At 40.9% G+C, this 24727-nt stretch carries 20 protein-coding genes and 2 tRNA genes; 18 read left to right on the top strand and 4 right to left on the bottom strand.

What is annotated here, in order from left to right:
• Nucleotides 1-4 precede the first annotated feature (4 nt).
• Nucleotides 5-1096, top strand: a complete 1092-nt coding sequence (locus METVE_RS0108445; RefSeq protein ID WP_020168037.1) for a DUF2914 domain-containing protein — start codon at nt 5-7, stop codon at nt 1094-1096.
• Nucleotides 1097-1174: 78 nt separating this feature from the next.
• Here the strand turns inward: METVE_RS0108445 and METVE_RS0108450 are convergent, their stop codons facing one another.
• Complete coding sequence (locus METVE_RS0108450) at nt 1175-1717, bottom strand: TIGR00645 family protein (protein ID WP_020168038.1); 543 nt, start codon at nt 1715-1717, stop codon at nt 1175-1177.
• A 60-nt stretch (nt 1718-1777) separates the two neighbouring features.
• Nucleotides 1778-2626, bottom strand: coding sequence for a 23S rRNA (adenine(2030)-N(6))-methyltransferase RlmJ (locus tag METVE_RS0108455; RefSeq protein ID WP_020168039.1), 849 nt, complete (start codon nt 2624-2626; stop codon nt 1778-1780).
• Nucleotides 2627-2771: 145 nt separating this feature from the next.
• Between METVE_RS0108455 and METVE_RS0108460 the strand changes: the two genes are divergently transcribed.
• From METVE_RS0108460 to METVE_RS0108540, 17 genes are all read left to right on the top strand, one after another.
• Nucleotides 2772-3455 carry a cation diffusion facilitator family transporter gene (locus tag METVE_RS0108460; RefSeq protein ID WP_020168040.1) on the top strand — a complete coding sequence of 228 codons (684 nt, stop codon included), beginning with the start codon at nt 2772-2774 and terminating at the stop codon, nt 3453-3455.
• A 48-nt stretch (nt 3456-3503) separates the two neighbouring features.
• Entirely contained in the window at nt 3504-3686 is a 183-nt protein-coding gene (locus METVE_RS0108465) for a tautomerase family protein (RefSeq protein WP_020168041.1), read from the top strand.
• A gap of 120 nt (nt 3687-3806) precedes the next feature.
• Nucleotides 3807-5606: an excinuclease ABC subunit UvrC gene (gene uvrC, locus METVE_RS0108470; protein WP_020168042.1), complete on the top strand. Its 1800-nt coding sequence runs from the start codon at nt 3807-3809 to the stop codon at nt 5604-5606.
• A 38-nt stretch (nt 5607-5644) separates the two neighbouring features.
• Nucleotides 5645-6247, top strand: a complete 603-nt coding sequence (gene pgsA, locus METVE_RS0108475; protein WP_020168043.1) for a CDP-diacylglycerol--glycerol-3-phosphate 3-phosphatidyltransferase — start codon at nt 5645-5647, stop codon at nt 6245-6247.
• Between the two features lie 102 nt (nt 6248-6349).
• Nucleotides 6350-6425 (top strand) — tRNA-Gly (locus METVE_RS0108480).
• A gap of 189 nt (nt 6426-6614) precedes the next feature.
• A tRNA-Cys gene (locus tag METVE_RS0108485) sits at nt 6615-6688 on the top strand.
• A 165-nt stretch (nt 6689-6853) separates the two neighbouring features.
• Nucleotides 6854-8065 (top strand): tyrosine-type recombinase/integrase, encoded by a 1212-nt coding sequence (locus METVE_RS0108490; protein ID WP_020168044.1) that lies wholly within the window; start codon nt 6854-6856, stop codon nt 8063-8065.
• 172 nt (nt 8066-8237) lie between these two features.
• Complete coding sequence (locus tag METVE_RS0108495; RefSeq protein WP_020168045.1) at nt 8238-8669, top strand: hypothetical protein; 432 nt, start codon at nt 8238-8240, stop codon at nt 8667-8669.
• Nucleotides 8670-8943: 274 nt separating this feature from the next.
• On the top strand, nt 8944-9660 hold the full coding sequence (locus METVE_RS0108500; protein ID WP_020168046.1) for a hypothetical protein: 717 nt from the start codon (nt 8944-8946) through the stop codon (nt 9658-9660).
• Nucleotides 9661-9733: 73 nt separating this feature from the next.
• Nucleotides 9734-9991, top strand: a complete 258-nt coding sequence (locus METVE_RS0108505; protein ID WP_020168047.1) for a helix-turn-helix transcriptional regulator — start codon at nt 9734-9736, stop codon at nt 9989-9991.
• The gene (locus tag METVE_RS12805; RefSeq protein ID WP_020168048.1) at nt 9988-10158 is read left to right on the top strand and encodes a hypothetical protein; all 171 of its coding nucleotides are present in this window, start codon (nt 9988-9990) and stop codon (nt 10156-10158) included. Before METVE_RS0108505 ends, METVE_RS12805 begins: the two co-directional genes overlap by 4 nt.
• On the top strand, nt 10158-13004 hold the full coding sequence (locus METVE_RS0108515; RefSeq protein WP_020168049.1) for a DUF927 domain-containing protein: 2847 nt from the start codon (nt 10158-10160) through the stop codon (nt 13002-13004). The genes METVE_RS12805 and METVE_RS0108515 overlap by 1 nt, the downstream gene beginning before the upstream one ends.
• Nucleotides 13005-13551: 547 nt before the next feature.
• Nucleotides 13552-14700: an anti-phage ATPase IteA gene (gene iteA, locus METVE_RS0108520; RefSeq protein WP_020168050.1), complete on the top strand. Its 1149-nt coding sequence runs from the start codon at nt 13552-13554 to the stop codon at nt 14698-14700.
• On the top strand, nt 14678-16987 hold the full coding sequence (gene iteS, locus METVE_RS0108525; protein WP_020168051.1) for a S8 family anti-phage peptidase IteS: 2310 nt from the start codon (nt 14678-14680) through the stop codon (nt 16985-16987). Before iteA ends, iteS begins: the two co-directional genes overlap by 23 nt.
• 306 nt (nt 16988-17293) lie before the next feature.
• Nucleotides 17294-19582: a type I secretion system permease/ATPase gene (locus METVE_RS0108530; protein WP_020168052.1), complete on the top strand. Its 2289-nt coding sequence runs from the start codon at nt 17294-17296 to the stop codon at nt 19580-19582.
• A 121-nt stretch (nt 19583-19703) separates the two neighbouring features.
• The gene (locus METVE_RS0108535; RefSeq protein WP_020168053.1) at nt 19704-21116 is read left to right on the top strand and encodes an HlyD family type I secretion periplasmic adaptor subunit; all 1413 of its coding nucleotides are present in this window, start codon (nt 19704-19706) and stop codon (nt 21114-21116) included.
• A gap of 9 nt (nt 21117-21125) precedes the next feature.
• Nucleotides 21126-21752, top strand: coding sequence for a response regulator transcription factor (locus METVE_RS0108540; RefSeq protein ID WP_020168054.1), 627 nt, complete (start codon nt 21126-21128; stop codon nt 21750-21752).
• Between the two features lie 49 nt (nt 21753-21801).
• On the opposite strand, the gene METVE_RS0108545 is transcribed toward METVE_RS0108540, so the two are convergent.
• Complete coding sequence (locus METVE_RS0108545) at nt 21802-23724, bottom strand: bifunctional diguanylate cyclase/phosphodiesterase (protein ID WP_020168055.1); 1923 nt, start codon at nt 23722-23724, stop codon at nt 21802-21804.
• A 19-nt stretch (nt 23725-23743) separates the two neighbouring features.
• Nucleotides 23744-24478 carry a transglutaminase-like cysteine peptidase gene (locus METVE_RS0108550; RefSeq protein ID WP_020168056.1) on the bottom strand — a complete coding sequence of 245 codons (735 nt, stop codon included), beginning with the start codon at nt 24476-24478 and terminating at the stop codon, nt 23744-23746.
• Between the last annotated feature and the right edge of the window lie 249 nt (nt 24479-24727).

A 24727-nucleotide genomic window follows, 5' to 3' on the forward strand; every position in this document is an offset into this window, starting at 1 on the left:
TCAATTGTTAGAGCGCGTCAAACAAGCATCAAAAACCGCTAGCAGTTATCTGCCAGCGGTTTTCTTTTTTGCGGGATTCGTTTGGGACGCGCTCACTATCGGCCGCAATGTAGCTGCGACTGACTTAATCATATTTGCGGGCTATTTATTGGCTGCCGCATTGATTCTTTTTTGTATCAGCCGCCCAAATTTTATTTCGCCAAATGAAGCCCAGGATGAAGTTCAAGATACAGCAAAAGTGCCGACGCGCTTATATGCAATCGTTACTTCGCGCTTACCATATTTTTTACTGCAATTCTTATTTGGCAGTTTGTTAAGCGCGCTGTTTATCTTGTATTTTAAAAGTTCTAGCCATTGGCTGGCTTGGCTGATGTCTTTATTATTGGCTGGCTTATTAATCGCTAATGAGTTTTTAGAAAATCAATATCGGCGTTATACCATTAGCTGGGCACTGTTTGGTTTGTGCGCCATGTTGCTATTTAACTTTGCGCTACCGTTTTTGCTGGGCAGTGTGCTGAGTATCTGGTTTTACTTAAGTACATTATTAGGTGCAATTCTTGCCTATTGGTTGTACATAGAAACGCCGAATCATTTAGGCAATATTTGGCCCGTTCCAGTCATTGCAGGTTTACTCATGTTGGCTTATGCGGCGGATATGATTCCGCCAGTGCCGCTGGTAAAACGCGATATTGCCATGGCGTATGCAATCGAGAAAGTGGACGGAAAGTATCAGTTAAGTCAGGCTAAATCGCCATTGTGGAAATTTTGGCGTAAAACCAGCGATGATTTGGAAATAACTAATGGGCAAAGAATATATTGTTTTTCTACGATTTTCGCGCCAGCAGGCTTAAAAACCAAGCTGTTTCACGATTGGCAGTTACATACAAAAAACGGCTGGGTTTTACAGTCGCGCGCCAGTTTTATAGTGAGTGGCGGTCGTTACAATGGCTTTAGAGGTTACACCTATAAAAGTAACCCTGTTGCGGGTGATTGGCGCGTGATTATTAAGACTGAGAATGAAAAAACCATTGCGGTGCATAACTTTTCAGTCAAACTTAACACAGAAAACGCGCCAACTATTCTGCTGCTATATTAGCCATTTAATGAGTAGCAGTTTAATTATTGCGCGTTTTTAATGGTTAAGTCTAAATGTTTAAATTTAGATATGTAAGTCTTAATGCTTAACGTCGCTATGTGCCATTAGTTTATCAATATAGGCAATTGCAACTGCAGACAATACAAAAGTCATGTGAATAATGGTCTGCCAAATCAACACTTTATCCGTTAGGTTTTCTGCATTGATAAACGTTTTAAGCAAATGAATCGATGAAATACCAATAATCGCAGTTGCCAGTTTTACTTTAAGCAAATTAGCATTTACGTGAGAAAGCCAATCTGGTTCGTCCGGATGGCCAGCCAAATTCAAACGCGATACAAAGGTTTCGTAGCCGCCCACAATCACCATAATCAGCAAGTTCGAAATCATCACCACGTCAATTAAACCTAATACAATCAACATGATATCGGCTTCTACAAGGTGCGTGGCTTTTTGTACTAAATGCACTAGCTCCACACCAAAGAAAAATACGTAAACCGCCTGCGCGATAATTAATCCTAAATAAAGTGGTAATTGTAGCCAGCGGCTGCCAAATAAAATATTCGACATGATATTGCCTTGTTTGTATTCGCCGGACGTAGGTTTGATTTTACTTTGCATGGAATTCTCGGAGTTAGACTTAAAAACGATTTGACTTAAAATAACAGGCCGTATTTTACCTTATGTGATGCGGCTTGTGAGTTGATAATTTGCTGTTTCATCTAAGCTTAATAAATCAGTTAAAAGCGGCATCGATTCATTGAGCAAGGCTGGTAAAACATAGGGTGGATTGATAACAAATACGCCGCTACCATGCATGCCGTAACCATTTTCGCTGGGCGCTTGTACCGTTAATTGAATATTTAACCAATTTTGAGGGTTAAGTTCTGCCAATTCTTGACACATTTGTGCTGGTTCTGGGCGCTTTAAAAGTGGATACCAAATCAGATAAGTGCCAGTAGCAAAGCGCTTTAAACTATCTTTAATACAATCAACGACAAATGCGTAATCATCTTTAATTTCATAAGGCGGATCGATTAACACAACCGCGCGCCGCGATGGTGGCGGCAAAGAGGCTTTAATGCCATCAAAACCATTTTGCATGGAAACTTTAGTTTGCCTACTTTTAGATTCGCCAAAATTTTCAAGCAACAATTGATAATCTTTTGGATGCAATTCAAATAATCGCATTTTGTCATCTGCGCGCAAATATTGTGCTGCTATTTTGGGTGAGCCTGGGTAAAAATCTAGAGAGTTTTTCGCATTAAACGATTGAATGCATTCAATAAAATGACTTAATGTTAGTGGCAAGTTTTTTATATCGATTAATCGTGCAATACCTGTTTCAAATTCACCATTTTTTTGTGCAAATGTATCTTTTAAGCCATACAAACCTGCGCCTGCGTGCGTATCAATATATGAATAGGGCGCAGATTTTTGATTAAAATATTCCAGTACAAGGCTTAAAACATAGTGTTTCAATACATCGGCATGATTGCCTGCGTGAAAGGCGTGGCGGTAACTTAACATAAATTTATTTGAAAATTTAAGCGACTAAATATTGCTGTATTTTGCATGCCAAAATTATAGAGGCAAAGCGGCGATTTCTTGTATGATTCCATAAAATATTTAAGCTAATTTAACGCGTTAACTGTACATAACTAAAGGTAATGAATTGAATAATCCGCAACCAGACGACCACAATCATTCTCACGGCAATCCATTCGCCATTCCATTTTTTTTGATTCTAGCTTTTGCCGTCATTGAATTTGCCGGTGGAGTTTGGACGCAATCATTAGCGCTTTTGGGCGATGCGTGGCATATGTTTTCTGATGTGTTTGCGTTGGCGCTGGCCTGGTATGCCTCAACACAAGCGCAAAAAATCCAGTCAAAAAAACATGCTTCTGGGCAAAGTCATATTGAGATTCGCGCGTCCATTATTAATGTGGCGCTGATGTTTGCGGTAGTTATTTGGATTGTATTTGAGGCTATTCAGCGCTTAAAAAATCCACCTAGTATTGCTGGCGGTTACGTCATGCTGATTGCATTTGTTGGTTTGGTAGTAAACGTCGTGGTCGCGCAGCGATTGCACCACCAAGCGAATCATCATGGCGGTAAAGATAATTTAAATCATCGCGCCGCTTTATTGCACGTGTTGGGCGATTTGCTAGGTTCAGTCGCCGCGCTACTGGCTGGTGCGGTGATTTATTTCACAGGTTGGTTAGCGGCAGATCCTATTTTATCGCTATTTATTTCCGCATTGATATTTGCGGTGACATTGAAATTGGCGAATGATATTCGCCTCACATTAAAGTATGGCGTTGCTAAAAGTAACTCGTCACATGATCATCATCATTAAATAATGTCAGACTTAAGTAGTTAACACTTAATTTAAAGGAGTATTTGAATGCCTTATGTGAATATTAAATTAGCAGGCGAAGTGACCCGCGAGCAAAAAGCACAAATCGCCAAAGAAATTACCGAAACCTTAGAGCGCGTTGCGCATAAGCCAAAGTCTTATACTTACATTACGTTTGAAGAAGTCGCTTATGAAGATTGGGCAATTGGTGGACAATTGTTGGATGAATAGCCCTTAAAATAAGCAATCTAAGCCTGTCGTTATTTTGCTGCAATAGTACAGTGTAAAGTTTGATGAATAGTTAAATCTTAGCCTGCTAATGAATCACAACAGTAATGTTAAAATAGTAGTATGTTCGACCCCAAACCCATCTTAAAAAACCTGCCTAATCTGCCTGGCGTGTATCGCATGATTAACGTTGCAGATGAAGTGATTTATGTCGGCAAAGCCAAGGACATAAAAAAGCGGGTTTCTAGCTATTTTAATAAAAACTTAGTCAGTCCACGCACGCGTTTGATGGTGAGTAATATTGTCAAAATAGAAACCACTGTCACGCGTAGTGAAGCCGAAGCGTTACTGTTAGAGAACAACCTGATTAAAGGCTTAATGCCGCGTTACAACGTACTGTTTCGCGATGATAAGTCTTATCCATACATCACGCTGACAGGTGACAAGTTTTCGCGTTTGGCTTTTCATCGTGGTGCGCAGCGTAAAGGTAGTCGTTATTTCGGGCCGTTCCCAAACTCGGTCGCAGTTCGCGAAAGTATTCAGCTTTTGCAAAAAGTCTTTAAGTTGCGCACTTGTGAAAATACGGTATTTGCTAATCGTAGCCGCCCGTGTTTGCAATATCAAATCGAGCGCTGTACAGCGCCCTGTGTCGATTACATCGCGCCTGAAAACTATGCCAATGATGTGAATATGGCTGCGTTGTTTTTAGAGGGAAAAACTAACGAAGTGATTAATGCCTTGGGCGACAAAATGAATACGGCGGCGGCGAATCAGGAATATGAAATGGCGGTGATTTTTCGTGACCGTATGCAGGCTTTGCGCCAAGTGCAGGCCAAGCAATTCGTCAGCGATTTCAGTGTTTCTGATGCCGATGTGATTGCTTGTGCGAATGTTCAAGGTCAGCATTGCATTAACTTGGTGATGATTCGTGGCGGGCGTCATTTGGGTGATAAAAGTTTTATGCCAAAAAATGCGCAAGATGCAGATGTGGTGGAAACAGTAGAGGCCTTTTTAACCCAACATTATGTGGCGCAGAATACGCCGCCAATGATTGTGTGTGGTGTGGAAGTGGATACCAAAACCTTTGAATTGGCCTTTAGCGAACAATCAGAACGCAAAATAAAAATCATCACCAACGCCATCGGCGATAAGCGCGTGTGGTTAAAAATGGCACAAACCAACGCAGAGTTGGCATTAACACAAAAACAAGCAGCAGCAAGCAATCAGGAGGCGCGTTTGATTGCGCTGCGTGAGGCGTTGAATCTGCCAGAATCCACAGAGCGCATTGAATGTTTTGATATCAGCCACACCATGGGTGAGGCGACAGTGGGGAGCTGCGTGGTTTTTGATAAAGGTAATTTGCAGAATAGTGAATATAGGCGCTATAACGTCACTGGCATTACGCCAGGCGATGATTATGCGGCGATGCGCGATGTGCTGACGCGGCGTTACAAAAAAGTGGCGGCAGGTGAGGGTGTACGACCTGATTTAGTATTTATCGATGGTGGCAAAGGTCAATTGGGTATTGCGATAGAAGTAATGCAGGAAGTCGGTTTGGAAGACATTTTGCTAATCGGTATTGCCAAAGGTGAAGAGCGCAGACCAGGTTTGGAAACGATGATATTTTCTGATACAGGTGAGATGCTGAATCTGGAAAAAGATAATCAAGGTTTGCATTTGCTGCAACAAATTCGCGATGAAGCGCACCGTTTTGCGATTACGGGTCATCGCGCCAAACGTGCGAAAGCGCGTATCACCTCAAGTTTAGAAGATATTGAAGGCGTTGGCGCAAAACGCCGCAAAGCTTTGTTAACGCGCTTTGGTGGATTAGACGGGGTGAAAAGTGCTAGTATGGATGAATTGGCACTGGTTGAAGGAATTAGCCAATCGCTTGCAGAAAAGATTTACGAACAACTTCATTAACCCAAATTTTTATAAAAAATAAAGTGTTATAAAAACATATGTTGTGGACAATCCCCAATATCTTAACCGTGTTGCGCATCGCGCTGATCCCTGTATTTGTGGGGATTTTTTATTTGCCAAATGACCAAGCCAGCTTGGGGGCGATTCCCGCACATTGGGTTAACGTGACCGCCGCATGGGTTTTTGCGCTGGCAGCATTTACTGACTGGCTGGATGGTTTTTGGGCGCGCAAGTTTAATCAAACTTCAAAATTTGGCGCTTTTTTAGACCCAGTTGCCGATAAGCTGATGGTGGCTGCCGCATTAATTGTACTGGTGGAATTTGAGCGTATCGGTGCGGTGATTGCCTTGATTATCATTGGCCGCGAGATTGCAATTAGTGCGTTGCGTGAATGGATGGCGGGCACTGGCAGTAATGGTAATGTGGCCGTTGCGACCATTGGTAAAGTAAAAACTGCGGCACAAATGATCGCAATATTATTATTACTTTATTATGACAACTTAAATCTGGGATTTTTGGGGCATTTTAATACCAAATTTGCAGGGCAAATATTGATTATTTTTGCGGCTTTTTTAACATTATTATCAATGGCTTATTATATAAAAGCTGCATGGCCGCAACTTAAAAAGTCTATTCATTAAGCTTTGCGTCTGGAAAATTAATCACGCAATTTAATTATAAAATAGCGATTTGAGTGTTGACCTAAGGCCGAAAACCGCTATAATGCTGGCTGTCTTAACGACGCGGGAATAGCTCAGCTGGTAGAGCGATACCTTGCCAAGGTATAGGTCGCGAGTTCGAGTCTCGTTTCCCGCTCCAAATAATAACTGATACGGCGAATGCATGCATGCTTTCGCCGTTTTGGTTTTAAGTGGTCATTTTTAAGTTTCAAGTACTAAAGTTTTAACTATCTTTTTAAGTGTTTTAAAGTTGTTAACTATTTAGTTTGGTCAGAATTGAAAATGATATATTTAATTGAACAAGTTCTTTGTTGAGTTAAACAATAATGGCGCGATAGCAAAGCGGTTATGCCGCGGCCTGCAAAGCCGTTTAGGCCGGTTCGACTCCGGCTCGCGCCTCCACCCTCTTATTTTACCCCGTCCTAACAAGTCCAAACTAACCTTGTAACGCAAGTAAATACAGGGTTTACATGTGTTAATCAGTCTTAACCAATCCTATTGCATCCAATATAATTAGGTGGTATAAATGAGGGGATATTTGATTCTTACGAATTTGGATACCCCCACATGGCGCTAAGTGATATTGCTGCAAGAAATGCAAAGCCAACAGACAAAGTCCAAAAGCTTTCTGATGCTGGAGGCCTTTACTTATTAATTCACCCTAATGGATCTAAGTATTGGCGACAGAAATACCGCTTTTTGGGTAAAGAGAAAGTGCTGGCTATTGGCATTTATCCCCAAGTAACATTATCTGAAGCTAGATCAAGCCGCGATGCAGCAAAAAAATTGCTTGCTAGTGGTAAAGATCCAAATGAAGTGAAGCAGAGTTTAAAAGCAGAAGCTAAACACCAAGCAGCAAATACATTCGAATTAGTCGCACGTGAATGGCATCTAAAAAAATCCCTCAAGCTAGTAAAAAAAACGCTGATCCGCAATCTGCGTATTCTAGAAATCAATATATTCCCTGAAATTGGCAAAATTCCCATTGAGTTGGTTAAACCAAAAGATTTATTAGCTGCGCTGCAAAAGATTGAAAAAAGGGGCAAGATCGATAGCGCTCATAGGGCTTTGCAACTATGTGGTGAAATATTCCGTTATGCCATCGCAACAGAAAGGGCACAGGCTGATTTAAGTTTGGTGTTAAAGGGTGCACTAGCACCCATTCAAGAAAAACATCATGCAAGTATCACCGATCCTAAAGGCGTTGCTGATTTATTACGTTCATTAGAAGTGTATCAAGGATCTGTTTTAACAGCTCAAGCACTCAAACTTGCGCCATTAGTATTTGTTCGCCCTGGCGAGCTGCGAAATGCTGAATGGTCTGAAATTGATTTTGATAAAGCAGAGTGGCGTATTGCTGCGTACAAAATGAAAATGAAAGCTGTGCATCTCGTGCCGCTTTCTAACCAGGCAATCCAAATTTTCCGTGTACTGCATACCTATACTGGTGATGGGAAGTATGTTTTCCCTGGCCTTCGATCTGCAGATCGGCCTATGAGTGAAAACACTGTGAATGCTGCACTTAGAAAGCTTGGATACGAAAAAGGCGAAATGACTGGGCACGGTTTTAGAAGTATGGCCAGCACGATCTTACATGAACAAGGCTGGCCGCATGAAGCAATTGAAAGGCAACTTGCGCATGCCGAACGGAATAAAGTGAGTGCTGCCTATAACTATGCCGAGCATTTGCCAAAACGTAAGGAAATGATGCAGTCCTGGGCTGATTATCTAGATGAAATTAAAGCTGGTGCAAAGATTGTGAATATCAAGCAAGCATAAAAAAAAAGAGTTTTACCGTCACTCATGCTTCGTGAGTAAAGCGGCAACACTAGTATCCCTTCGAAAAGCTAGCAGCGTGGCCTGACCACTATCAAAACTAAAAAGGAGTTTTAATCATGGTTATTAACATTTTACCTCTTAAGCTTGTTCGCGTTAATAAGTTGGTTAACACATGATAGATTCAGTAGGCATTGCTTCCATACAAAAAAGACTTAAAGCCGTGCTTTTTTATGACGGTGTAGCTGAGAATGAAATGCACTTTCACCTGGCTAAACTAATGGGAGTTTCTGCGCCTATTGCTAAACGAATGCTTGAGGGTAATCACAGGACAATATTAAGGCGAGGCATAGAGGCCTGTATTACCCTCAATGTTTCAGTCGATTGGTTGTATTTTGGTAGACTGGATTATCACCACTGCAAAATAACGTTATTGAGAACAATGCGAATCAACATGCAGGAATATAAGGGATATCCTAAAGAAATTACAGATAAAGCAATGCGATTCAACTTTGCTTTTATTGCAGGGATGACCAAGGCTAAAAACTTAATGAATTTAGTTGAAACCGAAAAAATAAATTACATTGAAGCGGTAAGTCATTTTTAAAATTTAATTTCACTAATGATTTTTTTGAGTTCAGACAGTTAAGACAGTTCAGACATGGCATATTTATTGGCTTGTAGCTGTCTTAACGTTTTTTATACAAGTTAAGACAGTTCTGACAAGTCGTCCTAAGGCGTGCATAGCCGTTCGCATAATAGCAAATATTTTCGCTAGGCCACTTCACGCTGCCGATTCTTCACTAGCAAAAATTAGGTTATATTAAGTTTTAAGTTAAGTATTAATCGTTACGCTGCGCCTAGCAGGGCATAAATATCCCATGCAAAAACATAGGACTCTTAACTATGCTGGTGTAACTCCTTTAAGAGTGCATGAAAGGTGCGAGGTGTTTGAAAACTTTACTGAACAAGAGTTTGCATTTTTTTGTTTTGATGGCTTATTAAGTGAGCGTGACAACAATTCTGTTAAAAACTTCACTCATCAATTTTTATCTAGATGTGACAAAATTATTCACTTGCTGGAAAATCAAAGAGCCGAACAAAACCGTTTGAATGGAGTGACAGTCAGCACCTTCACTACATTAGATCAGTATCTTTATATTATTCAGGATTTGCATCAAATACTATCTCAAATAACCAATTCAAGGCAGCTAAAAAAGGTTTTGCCTGAGTTGAAAATTGAGTCGCTGCGGGCGATGGTAATCGTAGAAAACATAAATTTTAATAAGTACTCAAGCAAATTTTCACCTCTTCTTCCATATTTAGAATCAGCCCATAAAACCAGCACGGCAGTAAAGCTAAATGCAAAGAAACAGTCTGAAAATGCGATTTGTAGAGCACGCATAATTGTTGATAAGTATTACGAATGCCTTAAAGAATGCCACACTCAAGTTAAGACGTTAAAAAAGACAACGCAATATTTTGATAAAAATAATGTGATCGACAAAGATTTGAAGAAAATTACCGCCAAAGAATCAACGATCAGGCGTTCCTTTGAAAGGTTAAATATAAAAATCCCTGTCAAGAGTGGTGACTGACAGGAAGTGGCAATCCTAAAGTGTCATAAAAGACAAACTTAGTCTTTCATAACATACGAAAGGATTCCAATAAATGCCACTTCCTGAAATCATCAGGCTTATTAAAAAGCCCGAAGCATTGAAATTAACGGCCACTTCACATTCAACCTTCCATCTAAGAATTAAAGATGGCATTTTGCCGCCCCCAGTAATACTAGGCGAAAACTCAGTTGCCTATCCACTTCATGAAATTGACGCGATCAACCGTGCACGCCTAGCGGGTAAATCTAATGATGAAATACGTGAGCTCGTTGCAGATCTAGTTAAGCAGCGTAAAGAGGCTACATTATGAAGCCTAAAAATACTGACAATTATGAAGCTAGTTCTGATGATGATTTTTGGATGCAAAGTCAAGATGCCGCTATGGATAAGGCGAAAGAGTTGGGTATTTCAACGTATGGTAAGACCTTAGAGGATCTGCGATATGCAATTTCTCTAAAACTTAAAAAGGGCGTTTGATGGCCAACTACATTAAGCAAGTTGCGGCCGCTGCGCTAGCTTCAATCGATAGCGTATTAAGGCATTGGTGCCCAGGTGGTAAACGTGAAAGTCATGAGTATGTGGCGCTTAACCATAAACGCGCCGATAGCACGTTAGGCAGCTTTAAAGTTAATCTCAATACTGGTGCTTGGTCTGATTTTGCAGTGGATAAAAGCGGAGGCGATCTTGTTGCTTTAGTTGCATATTTAGATGACTTAACCCAATTTGAAGCAGCAAAACAGCTAGGCGCGTTTATTGGCATGCCCTACCAAAATAATGATACACAGAAAAGCGCTACAAGCTCGCAAAACAAAGCGGGCAAGGCTAGTTCATCAACCCAAAAAGACGTTAGCGCGTGGGTAGCAGTCTTGCCTGTTCCCGCTAAAGCACCAGCACCGCCTGCAGCGCATTTTAAAAACGGCAAGCCATCGATGCAATGGACTTATAGTTTGCCTGATGGCATAGCTTGTTATGTGTACCGTTTCGATGCGAAAACCGAAGGGGAACGTAAGCAGTTTGCACCCCTGACATATTGCGAACATACCACTAGCAAAAAGCGTGAATGGCGCTGGCAGGGTTTGGCTGATCCTAGGCCGCTTTACAACCTTGATAAGATTATTAATCAGCCTAATCTGCTAGTGGTGGTTTGCGAGGGTGAAAAAGCCGCCGATGCTGCAGCCATTCTGCTACCGAACGCAATTATTACCACCATGCTTAACGGTGCTCAAAGCCCGAATAAATCGAATTGGGCTGTATTGAAAGGCCGTAATGTTTGGTTATGGCCAGACAATGACGATGCTGGTAAAAAGTGCATGATCGCCATTGCAAATCTGTTGAAGATAGCTGCAGCTGCGAGCGTTAAAACAATCAATCTTAAAGCATTTAGCGGTTTGCCTGATAAAGGCGATGCTGCAGATCTGTTAGCTAGTGGCTTGACTGATCATGCAATGGATGAGTTAAGCAATCGTGATGATTTTTTCGCAGTGCAAAAGGTCACTGATACGATAGAAGCTACTAGCGATAATGATCACAGCCATAATCAAGAAAGCCGCTTTCATTTGAATGATGGTGGCTTATATTATTTTGGTAAAAGCGACGCTGGCAATGATGCGCCACCTTTGTGGATATGCTCAAAACTTGAAGTCACAGCCGTGACGCGAGATGCTAAAAACGAGGCATGGGGACGATTACTTGAATTTGATGATTTAGATGGTGTGCATCATGCATGGGCAATGCCAATGGATCTATTAAGTGGCATGGGCAACGAGTATCGCAGTACGCTGCTAGCGATGGGCTTGCAGTTATCCACCATGCCAAAAGCACGTAACTTGTTAACGCAATATATTCAGACTGTAAAGATCGAGGCAAGGGCGCGTTGTGTGGAGCGTACAGGCTGGCATGATGGCATCTTTGTCATGCCGAATAAAACGATTGGTAGCCAACAAGAAAAGATCATTTTTCAATCAGCCAGCAACGCTCAAAGCACGTTCAAACAAAAGGGATCATTAGCCGCCTGGCAAGAGGCTATTGCTAAACCTTGTGCAGGTAACTCACGCTTGGTATTTGCGATTAGCGCCGCCTTTGCCAGTCCGTTACTTGAAGTGACTGGTATGGAAAGCGGGGGCGTGCATTTCCGCGGTGATTCTAGCACTGGAAAAACGACTGCTTTACGTGTTGCATCATCGGTATGGGGCGGGCTGGATTACATGCAGCGCTGGCGTGCTACAGATAATGGCTTAGAAGGCCTTTCATCACAGCATTCAGATTGTTTGCTAGTGCTTGATGAATTATCACAAGTAGATCCTAAATCAGCTGGCGAGGTTGCTTATATGCTGGCTAATGGTAGCGGTAAGATAAGAGGCTCTAAAACAGGAGGCAATAGCAAAACTTCAACATGGCGACTATTGTTTTTATCAAGTGGCGAGGCTGGGCTTACTGAACATATGGCGATTGCAGGTCGTAAACCAAAAGCGGGGCAAGAGATCCGTTTACTTGATATACCTGCGGACGCGGGCAAGGGCTTCGGTATATTCGACACGCTGAATGATCACATTGGCGGTGCGGCGTTTAGTAAAGCATTAAATGATGCAGTCGCTAAAAACTATGGCGTTGCATCGATCGCATTCTTAAATAAGCTAGTGCTTAACCTGGATAAAATCAGTACACATGTTAAGGCTCTGCAAAAACAGTTCACCGAAAAGCACTTGGCTAGTGATTCAGGTGGTCAGGCAAGCAGGGCAGCTTTACGCTTTGCGTTGATCGCTGCAGCGGGTGAGATTGCTACCGTGTGGGGCATTACAGGCTGGGCTAGTGGAGAGGCTATACAATCTGCTGATACATGTTTCAAGGCGTGGCTGCATCAACGTGGCGGTACAGGCAATGCCGAAGAAAGGGCAATGCTCGCCCAAGTGCAACGATTCTTTGAGCAACATGGTGAAAGCCGCTTTGCAGATTGGGATAGGCCAGCCAGCGATACATCGCAACACGCGCCCAAAACGCTGAATAAAGCAGGCTATCGCAAACACATCGATGCTAAAGATGATGCTGGCGAGCCTATTTACACAGGTGAAACATACGCCCAAGGCGATGAAAAGAAAGCCCACGATACAGAATATTATGTATTTACCGAGACGTTTCGATCTGAAATATGTGCTGGTTACGATTATAAAGTTGTGCAAAAATTATTAGACAAACACGGTGCGCTAGTTAGACCGAAAACGGGCAAGGCGTACACTCGCAACGAGCGATTACCAGGCGAAGGTAAACAGGATATTTATAAAATCAACGTGAAAGTTTTTGGCTTGTTAGCTGAAAATGATGCATAAAGCTGACTGTATAGGATGGCTTAGGACGACTTGTCTGAACTGTCTTAACTTGTATAAAAAGGTTAAGACAGCTTCAAGTCAATAGATAAGCCGTGTCTGAACTGTCTTAACTGTCTGAACTCAAAAAATCATTAGTTAAATTTAAAAGCGTGTAAATAGGGTTTACAAAAGGCCATCAGCGAATTAATTTCGGATGTTTTATTTATGAAGTTGATGGCTAAAGAAAACGAAATGCTATAAAAATTCTCGTTGCTACATGGATGGGGGCGGGTCAAAAGTTCACAGCAAAACATATCTAGACCGTCTGCTTCGTGGAATTTACCCTGAGAGGAAAATTTAGAAAGGGGGGGGGTCGAAAAGCAGTGTTAAAAATTATTGCTATGATTAATAATAAATAACTTCGCTACGAAATTAAAATGTTGTTATTTTCTAGTATATGTATAAACAAATTCAATTATTAGCTCAAAATTTAATTTAAACGACACAAATTATTTGTTTTCCGTTACGATATCTAAAATTTTGTATCAATTTTAGGATTAAACGTAACATGAGCTTTCCCCATTTGTCTGAAGTTTTGAAGATTTTGGACGGTGCATTAAAATCAAATTCTTCCATGGCAATAAATTACGCCGGTCTACTGGCTGACAAGCTGGAAAAGGATGGCCAAAGAGAAGTTTCTGTAAGAATTAGAGAGAGACTATCTAGAGTTTCATCTGCAATCGCTCATGCTCAAGATTCATCAAGACTTTCAGAAGGCCTTCCAATTGACAATGAAAGTAGATTGAATACGATAGATGTGAACATTCCTTCAACTACTCCTATTCAATTATATTTGCCAAGTGCTACAAGGATCCGTATCGAAGAGTTCATCAAATCTTGCCAGAATTATGATGCTCTTAAATTAGCCAATGCTTCAAGTCCATTGCGGGTATTTTTATATGGTCCACCAGGTACAGGTAAAACACAAACAGCAAAGTGGATATCGCAGGAATTAGATCTTCCACTCTTAACAGTTCGTTGCGATACTTTAATAAGTAGCTTATTAGGCCAAACAAGCAAAAACATTCGAAAAGTATTTGATTATGTTGAGCAACGTCCATGCATATTATTCTTGGATGAAATGGATGCATTAGCAACAGCTAGAGGTAACGAGCGTGATGTAGGTGAATTGCAGAGGGTAGTTATATCCTTGTTGCAAAATATTGATGCCTTAGGAGAAAACACAATTATTGTTGCGGCTTCAAATCACGAAAAATTACTTGATCCAGCAATTTGGAGAAGATTTCCATTTTTGGTCCCATTACCCCTTCCAGATGTAGTTCTTAGAATTGAACTTTGGAAAGCAATGTTAGGCTCTTATGCCCCTGATAATCTCGACTGGAAATATTTAGCCGCCCGTTCAAACGCTATTTCAGGTTCTTTAATAGAACAAGTTTCTTTAGATGCAAAGCGTTCAGCCATTATGCAAGGCAGCGCTAAAGTGGATATTTCAGAACTTTACAGACGTCTTTCATTATCATATGCCATTTTAAATCGCCTCGTATTTTCTACAGTGAATCAGGAAGTTAAATGGCTAAGAGAGTGGGATGAAAAACAGTTTTCAATTAGAGAGCTGTCGCGCCTATATGGAATTTCGACAAGAAAAATAACGCAATTTATTAAAGGGGACATTGATGAAAAAGGGGCAGCCAGCTAATAGAGTTCCAAATAGTGGAAATCCTATTGCGCATGTAGTTTTTGAAGCACGTGATTTATCTGGAATCGAAGGAGGTGGTGGTGGCAACACTGAATTTGTTCCTGTAACACAAGAGTTACGGCAAAAATTGACTGAAGATTTGAGAGAAGTCGTTCAAATTGTTGCTCTAGAAACTAATCAATATCCTGAAATTCCAAGCGTTTTAGTTGTCAATTTGAGAGAAAACGCAATTGCAAAAAGTCATAGACCCCTTGAAATGATTTATGAGGCGGGAATGTCTACAGCCGGACATGGTACTGCGAACGAAATGCTAGTTTCTGCCAGTTTAGATGGCTTGGCAGAATTGGAAAGAGTGGTTAATGAACGAAATATTTTGAAGATTAGGGCTAATCTAAGCACAGTTGAAAAATTCGAAGCATGGGGATTAAACAAAAGGCTGCCAAAATATTTAAGAGGAATAGATGTAGCACAAATTTTTAACCTTCTAGAATTGATGGGCGATCGATTATTTTTAAGGCTTTTTACACATCGTACAAAAAGTGTATCAAATTTAATTTTCAATTCATTTATAGATCTTTTGAAAAGGGGACAACTTCACTTTACTGTTTTAGAGCAAAAAACGGGGGGTGCAATCATTCTGCTAGAAAATAAAGGATTGTCACTAGAAGTATTTTCAAAAATAGTAAATTTTCCTGGCTTGAAATATCTAATGCCAGAGCCTCAAGTAACAACAGATCAATTAATGCATGCTGATAATGAAGAAATGGCTCCACAATTCAGTTTTCCTTCAGAAAACTATCCCACAGTTGCTGTATTTGACACAGGAGTTGATCCAGGTAACTTACAAATCAATCCTTGGGTAGTTGGAAGAGATATTTATGTACTCCCGCCAGACACAAATTTTGTTCATGGTACACAAGTAAGTTCTTTATTAATAAATGCGCATGGGCTGAATGCGAATCACACACAAATTCCAAACCTACCTTGTAATATTTATGACGTATGCGCACTTGAATCTTCTGGGTCTGGAATTGGGGATTTAATAATAAGGTTACGAGCTGCTCTAGCAAAAAATAATAAAATTAAAGTCTGGAATTTGTCTTTGGGGGGTGCTGAAATATCTGACGACGAATTTAGTGAATTTGGTAAAGAGTTGGATCAACTAAGTGATGCATATAATGTATTGTTTGTAGTAGCTGCAGGAAATTATATAGGGGAGCCCAGAAGGGGTTGGCCGGTCGGAGCTGGATTATTTCCAGATAGAATATCTGAACCTGGTGATTCAATACGTGCGATAACTATTGGCTCTATAGCACATTTAGAAGATGAGAACAGTTTAGTTAAAATAGGCGAACCAGCACCATATTCTAGAAGAGGCCCCGGACCAGTATTTACCCCTAAGCCAGACATCGTACATCTTGGAGGTAATGCGGATGGAAGCCTAAAATCTAAAGCTATTGGAATTAATGTAATGATTCCTGATGGCACTTTAGTTTGTTCGTGTGGCACCAGCTTTGCTGCTCCTATCGCTGCTGCACTTGCTGCACATACTTGGCAATCTCTGGACATACCGAACCGAAATATTCCATTAGTTGTTACACCTTCGATGGTCAAAGCTTTATTAGTCCATAGTGCTGCTATTTCTTCCCCAGAACGTGACTCAAATGAACGTAGATATTATGGTTCTGGATTGCCAGTAGATCCCATGTCTGTACTCTTTGACTCTGAATCTAGTTTTACAGCAATGTTCGAAGTTGATCTTGCAGATGGAGTTAAATGGCGAAAATCACCATTTCCAATTCCTCCTTCTTTGATAATTGATGGAAAATTATCGTGTGAAATTATTATTACTGCTGCTTATGCCCCGCCTATTGATTCTTCTGCAGGGACTGAATATGTCAGAGTAAATGTTGATGTTGGGTTTGGGTTTTTGCAAACAACCGATGATGGTAAAGTCAAATTTACTGGCCAGGTACCTGCGGATGGAGAAATAGGTACCACCGGATTTGAGCAAGCCCAAATTGAATACGGAGGAAAATGGTCACCAATTAAAATTTACCGGAGGTCAATGCCTAAAGGAGTTAAAGCTGATAATTGGGCATTGCAAGCAACGATGTTGCGACGTGCAAATGAACCCACACTAGCAACTCCACTTAGGGTCAATATCATAATCACTTTAAGATCATTAAATGATAATCCTAATGTTTATAACGAAGGTCAAAGATTACTAGCGGCTACTAATTGGATTACTCAGAAACTGCCAATAGGCGTGCCAGTGAAAATTTAAAGTAATCTCAATTTTCAAGAATGCAATTCACTTACATTAAGCAAACTTATTTGGGGGTACAAATAGGGGTATAAATTATATTGGTAATTTATAAGTCCTATATTCTATTATCTTACAAGCCATGATTCGACAGAGGCTCGCCCTCCAACATCCCCAACAATCTCTATAAACGTTAATAAATTTGTTAAATTGTATTAAATCTTGCGCACTCGTTGCAGATAATCAAAGATTAATACTTTGTACAATTGTAGTATTATGCAAATGTTGATACATTACTTTAAGTACATAATTTAACGGGTTGAAATGATGAGTCTAGACAACAAAAGTCAGGACACAAATAATCCAAACGTTGTCAATCCAAGCGATGCAAATCAGCCCGCCGCAAAATCAATCAGCCTGCAAAGCAATTCGGCTGAGCCAGCTAGCGTTAAACAATCTGTAGATGTTAACTTGGATGCTTTGATACAGGACCAAGTGAACGGTAGCGATTCGCTGCTGAATTGTTTGCTATTGGCTTGCCGCGCACACCAAATAGTCACAACTAAAGACGCTTTAATCGCAGGATTGCCGTTGCGTAACGGCAAAATGACGCCTGCTTTATTTAAGCGCGCAGCAGAGCGCGTTAATTTATCGGTCACTATTCTAAAAAAACCAGTCAACAAAATCCGTACTGAGTTTTTACCAGTCACACTTTTATTGCAAAACGATGAAGCGTGCAAGTTGATTGGTTTTGATGCAAAAACCAATCAAGTACGTGTGATTTATCCGGAACTTGGCGACGCTGAGGTGCTGGTTGCTTTAGATGAAATTGCTGCCCAATATTCTGGGTATTGCATCGTCACTAAGCCTAAATACGTGTTTGATAAACGTGCGCCGATTGTCGGCATAGTGCGTTTAAGGCATTGGTTTTGGGGCACTTTGGCTGAAAATAAGAACATTTACCGCGATGTGATGGTGGCGGCATTTGTAGTGAATATTTTTGCATTAGCCATGCCGCTTTTCACCATGAATGTTTACGATCGCGTTGTGCCGAATCGTTCAATAGAAACTTTGTGGGTGTTAGCAATTGGTGTTTCAGTGATTGTGCTGGGTGATTTTATTTTACGCACCATGCGCGGCTATTTTTTAGATTGGGCCAGCACGCGTATCGATATCAAACTCAGTTCGCGCATTATGGAGCAGGTGCTTGGTTTGCGTATGGAGCAACGGCCTAATTCTGTTGGTTCATTCGCCAGTAATTTACGCTCGTTTGAAAGTGTGCGCGATTTTATTACTTCTGCCACGATTACCACCTTAATTGATGTGCCTTTTGGTATTATTTTTATCATCGTGATGGCTTGGATTGCGCCATTAATGGTGGTTCCGGTGATTGTTGGCGCAATCGTCATGCTGGTTTATGCGTTTAGTGTACAAAGTAAAATGCAAGCACTTTCTGAAACCATGTACCGCGCGAGTGCTTTGCGCAATGCCACGTTAATCGAAAGTTTGGTGGGTTTAGAAACCATCAAAGCGTTAGGGGTAGAAGGCGGCATGCAGCGCAAATGGGAACATAGCGCGACTTACTTAACCGAAGTGGGTAGCAAATTACGCTTATTATCTTCGTCAATCCAAAATGGCTCTAGTGCCATCCAGCAATTAATTACGGTCAGTTTGATGTTATTGGGCGTGTATTTGGTGACCAAAGGCGATTTAACCATGGGCGGTTTAATTGCTTCGACCATGCTGGCATCACGCGCTTTAGTGCCGATTTCGCAAACAGCAGGCTTGCTGACGCAATACCATACCGCGTCCACCTCTTTGCAATCGTTAGATGACATTATGAATAAGCCAGTGGAACGTCCGCTGGATTCTAATTTCTTATCGCGCAAAAGTTTTAAAGGTGATATTGAATTTAGAGAAGTGAGTTTTGATTATCCTGGTGCTGAAGAAAGCGCGCTGACCAAAGTTTCGTTCAAAATAAAAGCCGGTGAACGTGTGGCTTTATTGGGCCGCATGGGTTCTGGCAAAACGACTATTCATAAGTTAATTTTGGGTTTATATCAACCGACTGAAGGCGCTATTTTGATTGATGGTATCGATGCGCGCCAAATAGACCCGGCTGAACTACGCCGTTGTGTGGGATATGTGCAGCAAGAAACGCATTTATTTTACGGTACTATGCGTGACAACTTAACTGTCACGATGCCGCATGCCGATGATGCAACTGTTTTAGCGGCGGCGCATGCCGGCGGTATTGATGAGTTTATCAACGCGCATCCTAAAGGCTTTGATCTAAGTGTGGGCGAACGTGGTGAAACGCTTTCTGGCGGGCAAAAACAAGGTGTTGGCATTGCGCGGGCGTTAATCGGTAAGCCGTCTATTATTTTGTTGGATGAGCCGACCAGCGCGATGGATCATTCTGCGGAAGATGCCGTAAAAAAACGCTTGATGGATGCGGCGGTTGGCAAAACCTTATTATTGATTTCTCATCGTACTGGTTTGTTTGATTTAGCTGACCGCATTATCGTGATTGATTCTGGCCGTGTGGTGGCAGATGGCGCTAAAGCGCAAATCATCGAAGCCTTGCGTGCTGGTAAGATTGGTAAGGCGCTTTGAAACACGATATGACAATTAATATGCCCTTAAAAATAAGGTTAAGTCAGGTGTTAAGTATGCTGATTTTAAGTCCTATAGTTAAAAATCACGTACCTAAGTATCTATTATTTAGGACGATTCGATGAGTCAGGGATTATTTAGAATCATCGGTGCGCTTAACGCATTTTTAAACAAACAATCCTGGATAACTGCACCCATCTATTGGATGGTGAATCGCGTTGTGCCTACCGAAACACGGGATAATTTGGCTTGGGAAGAAGAAGCCGAACTAGCGATTATGGAACAAAAACCGCTTAAAGCCCGAAAGCTACTTTATGGCATTTTGGCTATTCTATTTGTCGTCATCACTTGGGCTTTTTTTGCCAAAGTAGATGAAGTAACGCGTGGCGAGGGCAGGGTGATTCCATCACGCCAAGTACAAGTGATTCAATCTTTAGATGGCGGGATTGTGTCTGAAATTTTGGTGAGGGAAGGTGATTTAGTTAAAGCAGGAATGGCTTTGATTAAGATTGATGAAACGCGTGCGGTATCCTCTTTGCGTGAAAATAAAGGCCAGTATTTAGCGCTGTTGGCTAAAGAGTCGCGATTAGAAGCGCTGGCAAACGGCATTGCTTTTAATCCGCCACCAGAAGTGAAAGCGGCAGATCCGCAAGTATATGAACAAGAAAAATCTTTATACAATGCCAGCCAAGATGAGTTAAATTCGATTGTGAATATTGCGCGAGATCAAATGTCACAACGTGAAAAAGAGTTGATTGAAGTGCAATATAAACGTGACGTTGCTGAAAAAACTTATGAATCAGCCGCTAAAGAATTGGCTGCTAATAGACCATTATTAGCCAGCGGTGCGGTTTCAGAAATTGATATTTTAAAATTAGAGCGTGAAGCAACGCGTGCGCGTGGTGAAATTGATCAATCAGGCGCGCAAATTAGCCGTATTCAAGTATCTATTTCTGAAGCCAGACGCAAGATAACTGAGGCAGAACAAAATTTTCGCAGCAAAGTACGCACAGAGCTAAATGAAACCAGCGCCAAGTTGAACAGTATCTCTGAAACGGGTGTCGGCTTAACCGATAGGGTGAAACAAGCCACATTGAAGTCGCCAGTTAACGGCAGGATAAGCCGATTATTTTATAATACGGTTGGTGGTGTGATTCAGCCAGGTAAAGAAGTATTAGAGGTTGTACCAAGCGATGATGCGTTAGTATTAGAAACCAAAGTTGAAATCAAAGATATTGCATTTTTGCGCCCTAATCAACCAGCAATTGTTAAGTTAACCGCTTACGATTACACCATTTACGGCACGCTGGATGCGAAAGTGGAAAGTATCGCTGCCAACTCAACTGTCGATGAAAAAGGCAATGCGTATTATGTGGTGCGTGTGCGTACAGATAAAACCAGCTTAGGTAAAGGTTTGCCGATTATTCCTGGCATGATCGCGCAAGTGGATATTTTGACTGGCAAAAAAACCATTCTTTCTTACTTACTTAAACCTGTGCTTAAAGCAAAATCGTACGCGCTTACCGAAAGATAATCGTAGGGAATGCAACATATCTTTATTAGTCCATTACCAGTGGCGATGAGCAGCTGGTCTGAAGCGTTTCCATCTGCTTCTATTTCAGCCGATTTACCAAACTCCACCAGAAAAAAAGACCAAGAAACTATTTTTTGGCTGCATATAGATGAAGATAGACAGCATTGGATGACAAAGACCATTGCGACTATTCTGCAAGATTATAAAAATGCCAAGATTGTCATTTTAGCGAACAAGCCAAATCACACTGAATCGCTTTATGCATTGAATTTAGGTGCGAGAGGATATTGCCATGCTTTTTCAGCACCTAATGTATTGAACGAAATTAAAACCGTGATTGTGAATGGCGGCATTTGGTTAGGGCAAGAATTTCTACAGCGCTTAATCGAAGCTTCAATCAAGTTAGTTGAAAATCAGCCAGAATACGTTGAAAGCTTATTAGCAAAGCTGACAAAACGTGAAAAAGAAGTGGCGGCTGAAGCAGCAAAAGGGTTAAGTAATAAAGAGATTGCCAGAGTGTTAAGTATCACTGAACGCACGATTAAGGCACATTTAGCCGCGATATTTGAGCGCTTGGGGGCAAAAGACAGGCTTCAGTTAGCGTTAATGCTGAACGGGAATTTTAAAAAGTCTTAGCTTTAATCAGGCACATTATTTTTTGCTATAAATATTAGGTTAAGTAATGTTAGCTAAACTTAATTCCCGGTCCAGTCATACCATCAATGCCGATTAGTTTTAATGCTTCTATTTCGCTGATTGTTTGCACACCTTCCGCAATCGCAAGCACACCAATCGAGTGGGCGATCATGCATAAGCCGCCTAATAAAGTTTTATTGGCTTCATTTTGATGAATATCACGGATGAGTGACGCATCGATTTTGATGTAATCTAAACCGACATCATGCAATTCACCTAGACTGGAAATGCGAGAGCCGACATGCTCAATGCCTATTTTGCAACCTAAACTTTTTAGTGTGGTGCAAAAACGCTTAAACGCTGAAAAATGATCAAAAACGCCTTTTTCTGGCACTTCAAAATAGAGTAGATGCGCAATACTTAAATTGGGTTCGATCAACTTAACCACTTTTTCAGTGAAATTTGCATCGCATAAGGCTTCTGCAGATACATTCAAACCAATGGGATGTGCGCCAATTGACAGTGATTCTATGGCGGTTTCAACCACTAACTCATCTAGACGGCTCATTAAATTAAGTTGATGCGCCCACACAAGAAACTCGCCTGCGCATAACCAATTTGCATTTTTCTGCAATTGAAGCCTGACCGGACTCTCGAAATGAATCAGTTCACCCATTTGATTAACGACTGGGTAATGCTGAAATTTGATGCGTTTATTGGTGAACGCACTATTCAGTAAAATTTCCCATTCAATTCGGCTTAGCTCTAGATCGCTTGGAATGGCGTCTTCATTGATTATATGCAAAATATGTTCACTTACGCTTACATCAATTTCATCCAGCGCGCTATCTAAGCGCGCTACTAATTTTGTGGCGATATCTGATTTTGTGACTTGAGTCGCTGCTGAAATAAAACGTGCATCTAATTCACTATGGCTAGGGATATGTAATTTTTCTAAAAGACTTTTTATCTGATTGCCAAGCGCATACGGGTCGAGCGCAGTCGTCGAGAATAGTGCAAAATCTGTTCCGTTAAGGCGTCCTGCAAATAGCGATGGCTGGCTTTTACAGGCGTTTTCTAATGTCTCGCCAATCAATTTAAGAAAAGCATTGGTTTCTTCATAGCCCATACTTTGATCGATCAAATGCAGATTGGTTAGCCTTGATATGATTAGCACGCCTTGATTGAAATGTTCCTCATGAGCAATATTCGAATCCATACTTTTAATAAAATAATGGTGATTCATTAACCCAGTAATTTGGTCAAAATTGGCTTGATAACGCAATTTTTCCAATCGCAATGATTCATCTTGAACATTGTTTTTGATACGATTGGAAAGCGTATTCATCGCACTGACAACGGCTTTAAATTCAGTCGTTTTTGGCTCTTCAATTGTAATGAAACGGTTTTCACCGATTGCGGTGGCCTGATTCACAATATCTTTAAGTGGATCAAGGATTTTTCGCAGCGTTTGGCTGCCAACATAACAACTGAACAAGCCGATGACCAGAGACCAAAGTGCGATGAATAGCGTAGATTCCCAAAGTTTATCGTACGCAAAATTTAAATTACTTCTTACTTTCAGCGTTCCATATTGCGACCAACCGTCTTGTACTTCGGCAACACCAGTTTGGATTTTAATGGTGAAAATACGTGTAAACCATGCGGGTGCTTTAGTTTGACTTTGTGTATTGACGCGCTCAGTCAATAATTCGCCCAATGGATTAAACAAGCCAATATATTCATAATGGCCCGCATCAAATTGAGCTGAAATCAACAAATCTATCGTAGCTGAATCTTTTGGCAGCTGCGACATTGACAGTGCTAGCGAGTTGGCATTATCAATATTTTTGACCTGTAATTGCTCTTCAAGATAGTATTTGCTGAATAACGTACTCAGCACAAAACTACCACCTGATGACAAAATCAGTATGTAGATAATCGCTAACCAAAGTTTTTTATTCAGTGACACTTTCTATTCCTCACTTTAATTATTTTATTCCATCTGCTCGAATTCGGGATAAAACATCTCGCCATCTAGATAAATTAGATTGCGCTTCTCCCTTTGGTTTACTGCTTGAGCCTACCCACAAACCTTTATCGTTAAAGCTAAAAATGGGAGATAAATCTTTTCTGCTAGAGGCGGGCAGGATTTCGGATATTAGATTATCTAAGATTAATGGTTCAGATTGCGGTGTCTCATAATAACTAAGCACCATGTGCGCTTGCAAAGACCTTATGCCATCGTGAATGATTTCAGCTCTGACATAAGTGAGCCGTAGGCGATTGTTATCAACGTTTAACACTTTTAAGAATACATATTTTGCGATACTAAAGTCTTCGCAATCGCCAGCCTGTCGTCCAAGGGATTCTAAAGGCGTAGCCCAATAATCGGATTGTCCCCATAGGGGAAAATCATCTGTGAAACTAATTTTATGGTTAAAAAAATCGTTAACTTGTTTTAATTTTTCAAGTTCTGAAGCTGAACGTAATTTTTGAATTAACTGATTCAGTTCTACAACATCTTGACGCGCTTCTGGCCCATATCTTTCACTGGCAAGCGTGACTAGTTTGCTGAAATCATAATCAGATGCGTAAATGCTAGACAGCCCAACGACGACCAGCAAAAGTGCAGGAATGAGTTTATTGACTTGTTTGACAGTTATTTGTATTTTTTTAGTCTCAAAATCATCTTTGCTCCAAAGCTTGATCTTGTAGCATGGCAAAGATACGCAAACTATTGATTGCCGTATTGACAGTCATCATAACTGATAGTGTTGTCACTTAAACATTTAGGCGTTTTATTTTTAAATTTAAATACTGGTTTTTTAAGGGTTAAGTCAGTTTTTTCTTAGCGTAAAAGTGGAAGATTTAAGCTTCTATATTGTCCTTTGGTACAGTATATTTGTTGCGAATATAAGTATTTAATGTGGCTGTGAAAAAAGCTTTAATGCGCGATTTCAAACGTATTATGA

Origin of the sequence: Methylotenera versatilis 79, assembly GCF_000384375.1 — a bacterium.
Classification (GTDB): Bacteria; Pseudomonadota; Gammaproteobacteria; order Burkholderiales; family Methylophilaceae; genus Methylotenera_A; species Methylotenera_A versatilis_B.

Excerpts from the sequence above, each read along its gene's own strand:
- METVE_RS0108450 (WP_020168038.1), bottom strand. The coding sequence starts at position 1,717 with ATGCAAAGTAAAATCAAACCTACGTCCGGCGAATACAAACAAGGCAAT.
- METVE_RS0108455 (WP_020168039.1), bottom strand. The coding sequence starts at position 2,626 with ATGTTAAGTTACCGCCACGCCTTTCACGCAGGCAATCATGCCGATGTA.
- METVE_RS0108465 (WP_020168041.1), top strand. The coding sequence starts at position 3,504 with ATGCCTTATGTGAATATTAAATTAGCAGGCGAAGTGACCCGCGAGCAA.
- uvrC (WP_020168042.1), top strand. The coding sequence starts at position 3,807 with ATGTTCGACCCCAAACCCATCTTAAAAAACCTGCCTAATCTGCCTGGC.
- pgsA (WP_020168043.1), top strand. The coding sequence starts at position 5,645 with ATGTTGTGGACAATCCCCAATATCTTAACCGTGTTGCGCATCGCGCTG.
- METVE_RS0108490 (WP_020168044.1), top strand. The coding sequence starts at position 6,854 with ATGGCGCTAAGTGATATTGCTGCAAGAAATGCAAAGCCAACAGACAAA.
- METVE_RS0108495 (WP_020168045.1), top strand. The coding sequence starts at position 8,238 with ATGATAGATTCAGTAGGCATTGCTTCCATACAAAAAAGACTTAAAGCC.
- METVE_RS0108500 (WP_020168046.1), top strand. The coding sequence starts at position 8,944 with ATGCAAAAACATAGGACTCTTAACTATGCTGGTGTAACTCCTTTAAGA.
- METVE_RS0108505 (WP_020168047.1), top strand. The coding sequence starts at position 9,734 with ATGCCACTTCCTGAAATCATCAGGCTTATTAAAAAGCCCGAAGCATTG.
- METVE_RS12805 (WP_020168048.1), top strand. The coding sequence starts at position 9,988 with ATGAAGCCTAAAAATACTGACAATTATGAAGCTAGTTCTGATGATGAT.
- METVE_RS0108515 (WP_020168049.1), top strand. The coding sequence starts at position 10,158 with ATGGCCAACTACATTAAGCAAGTTGCGGCCGCTGCGCTAGCTTCAATC.
- iteA (WP_020168050.1), top strand. The coding sequence starts at position 13,552 with ATGAGCTTTCCCCATTTGTCTGAAGTTTTGAAGATTTTGGACGGTGCA.
- iteS (WP_020168051.1), top strand. The coding sequence starts at position 14,678 with ATGAAAAAGGGGCAGCCAGCTAATAGAGTTCCAAATAGTGGAAATCCT.
- METVE_RS0108530 (WP_020168052.1), top strand. The coding sequence starts at position 17,294 with ATGAGTCTAGACAACAAAAGTCAGGACACAAATAATCCAAACGTTGTC.
- METVE_RS0108535 (WP_020168053.1), top strand. The coding sequence starts at position 19,704 with ATGAGTCAGGGATTATTTAGAATCATCGGTGCGCTTAACGCATTTTTA.
- METVE_RS0108540 (WP_020168054.1), top strand. The coding sequence starts at position 21,126 with ATGCAACATATCTTTATTAGTCCATTACCAGTGGCGATGAGCAGCTGG.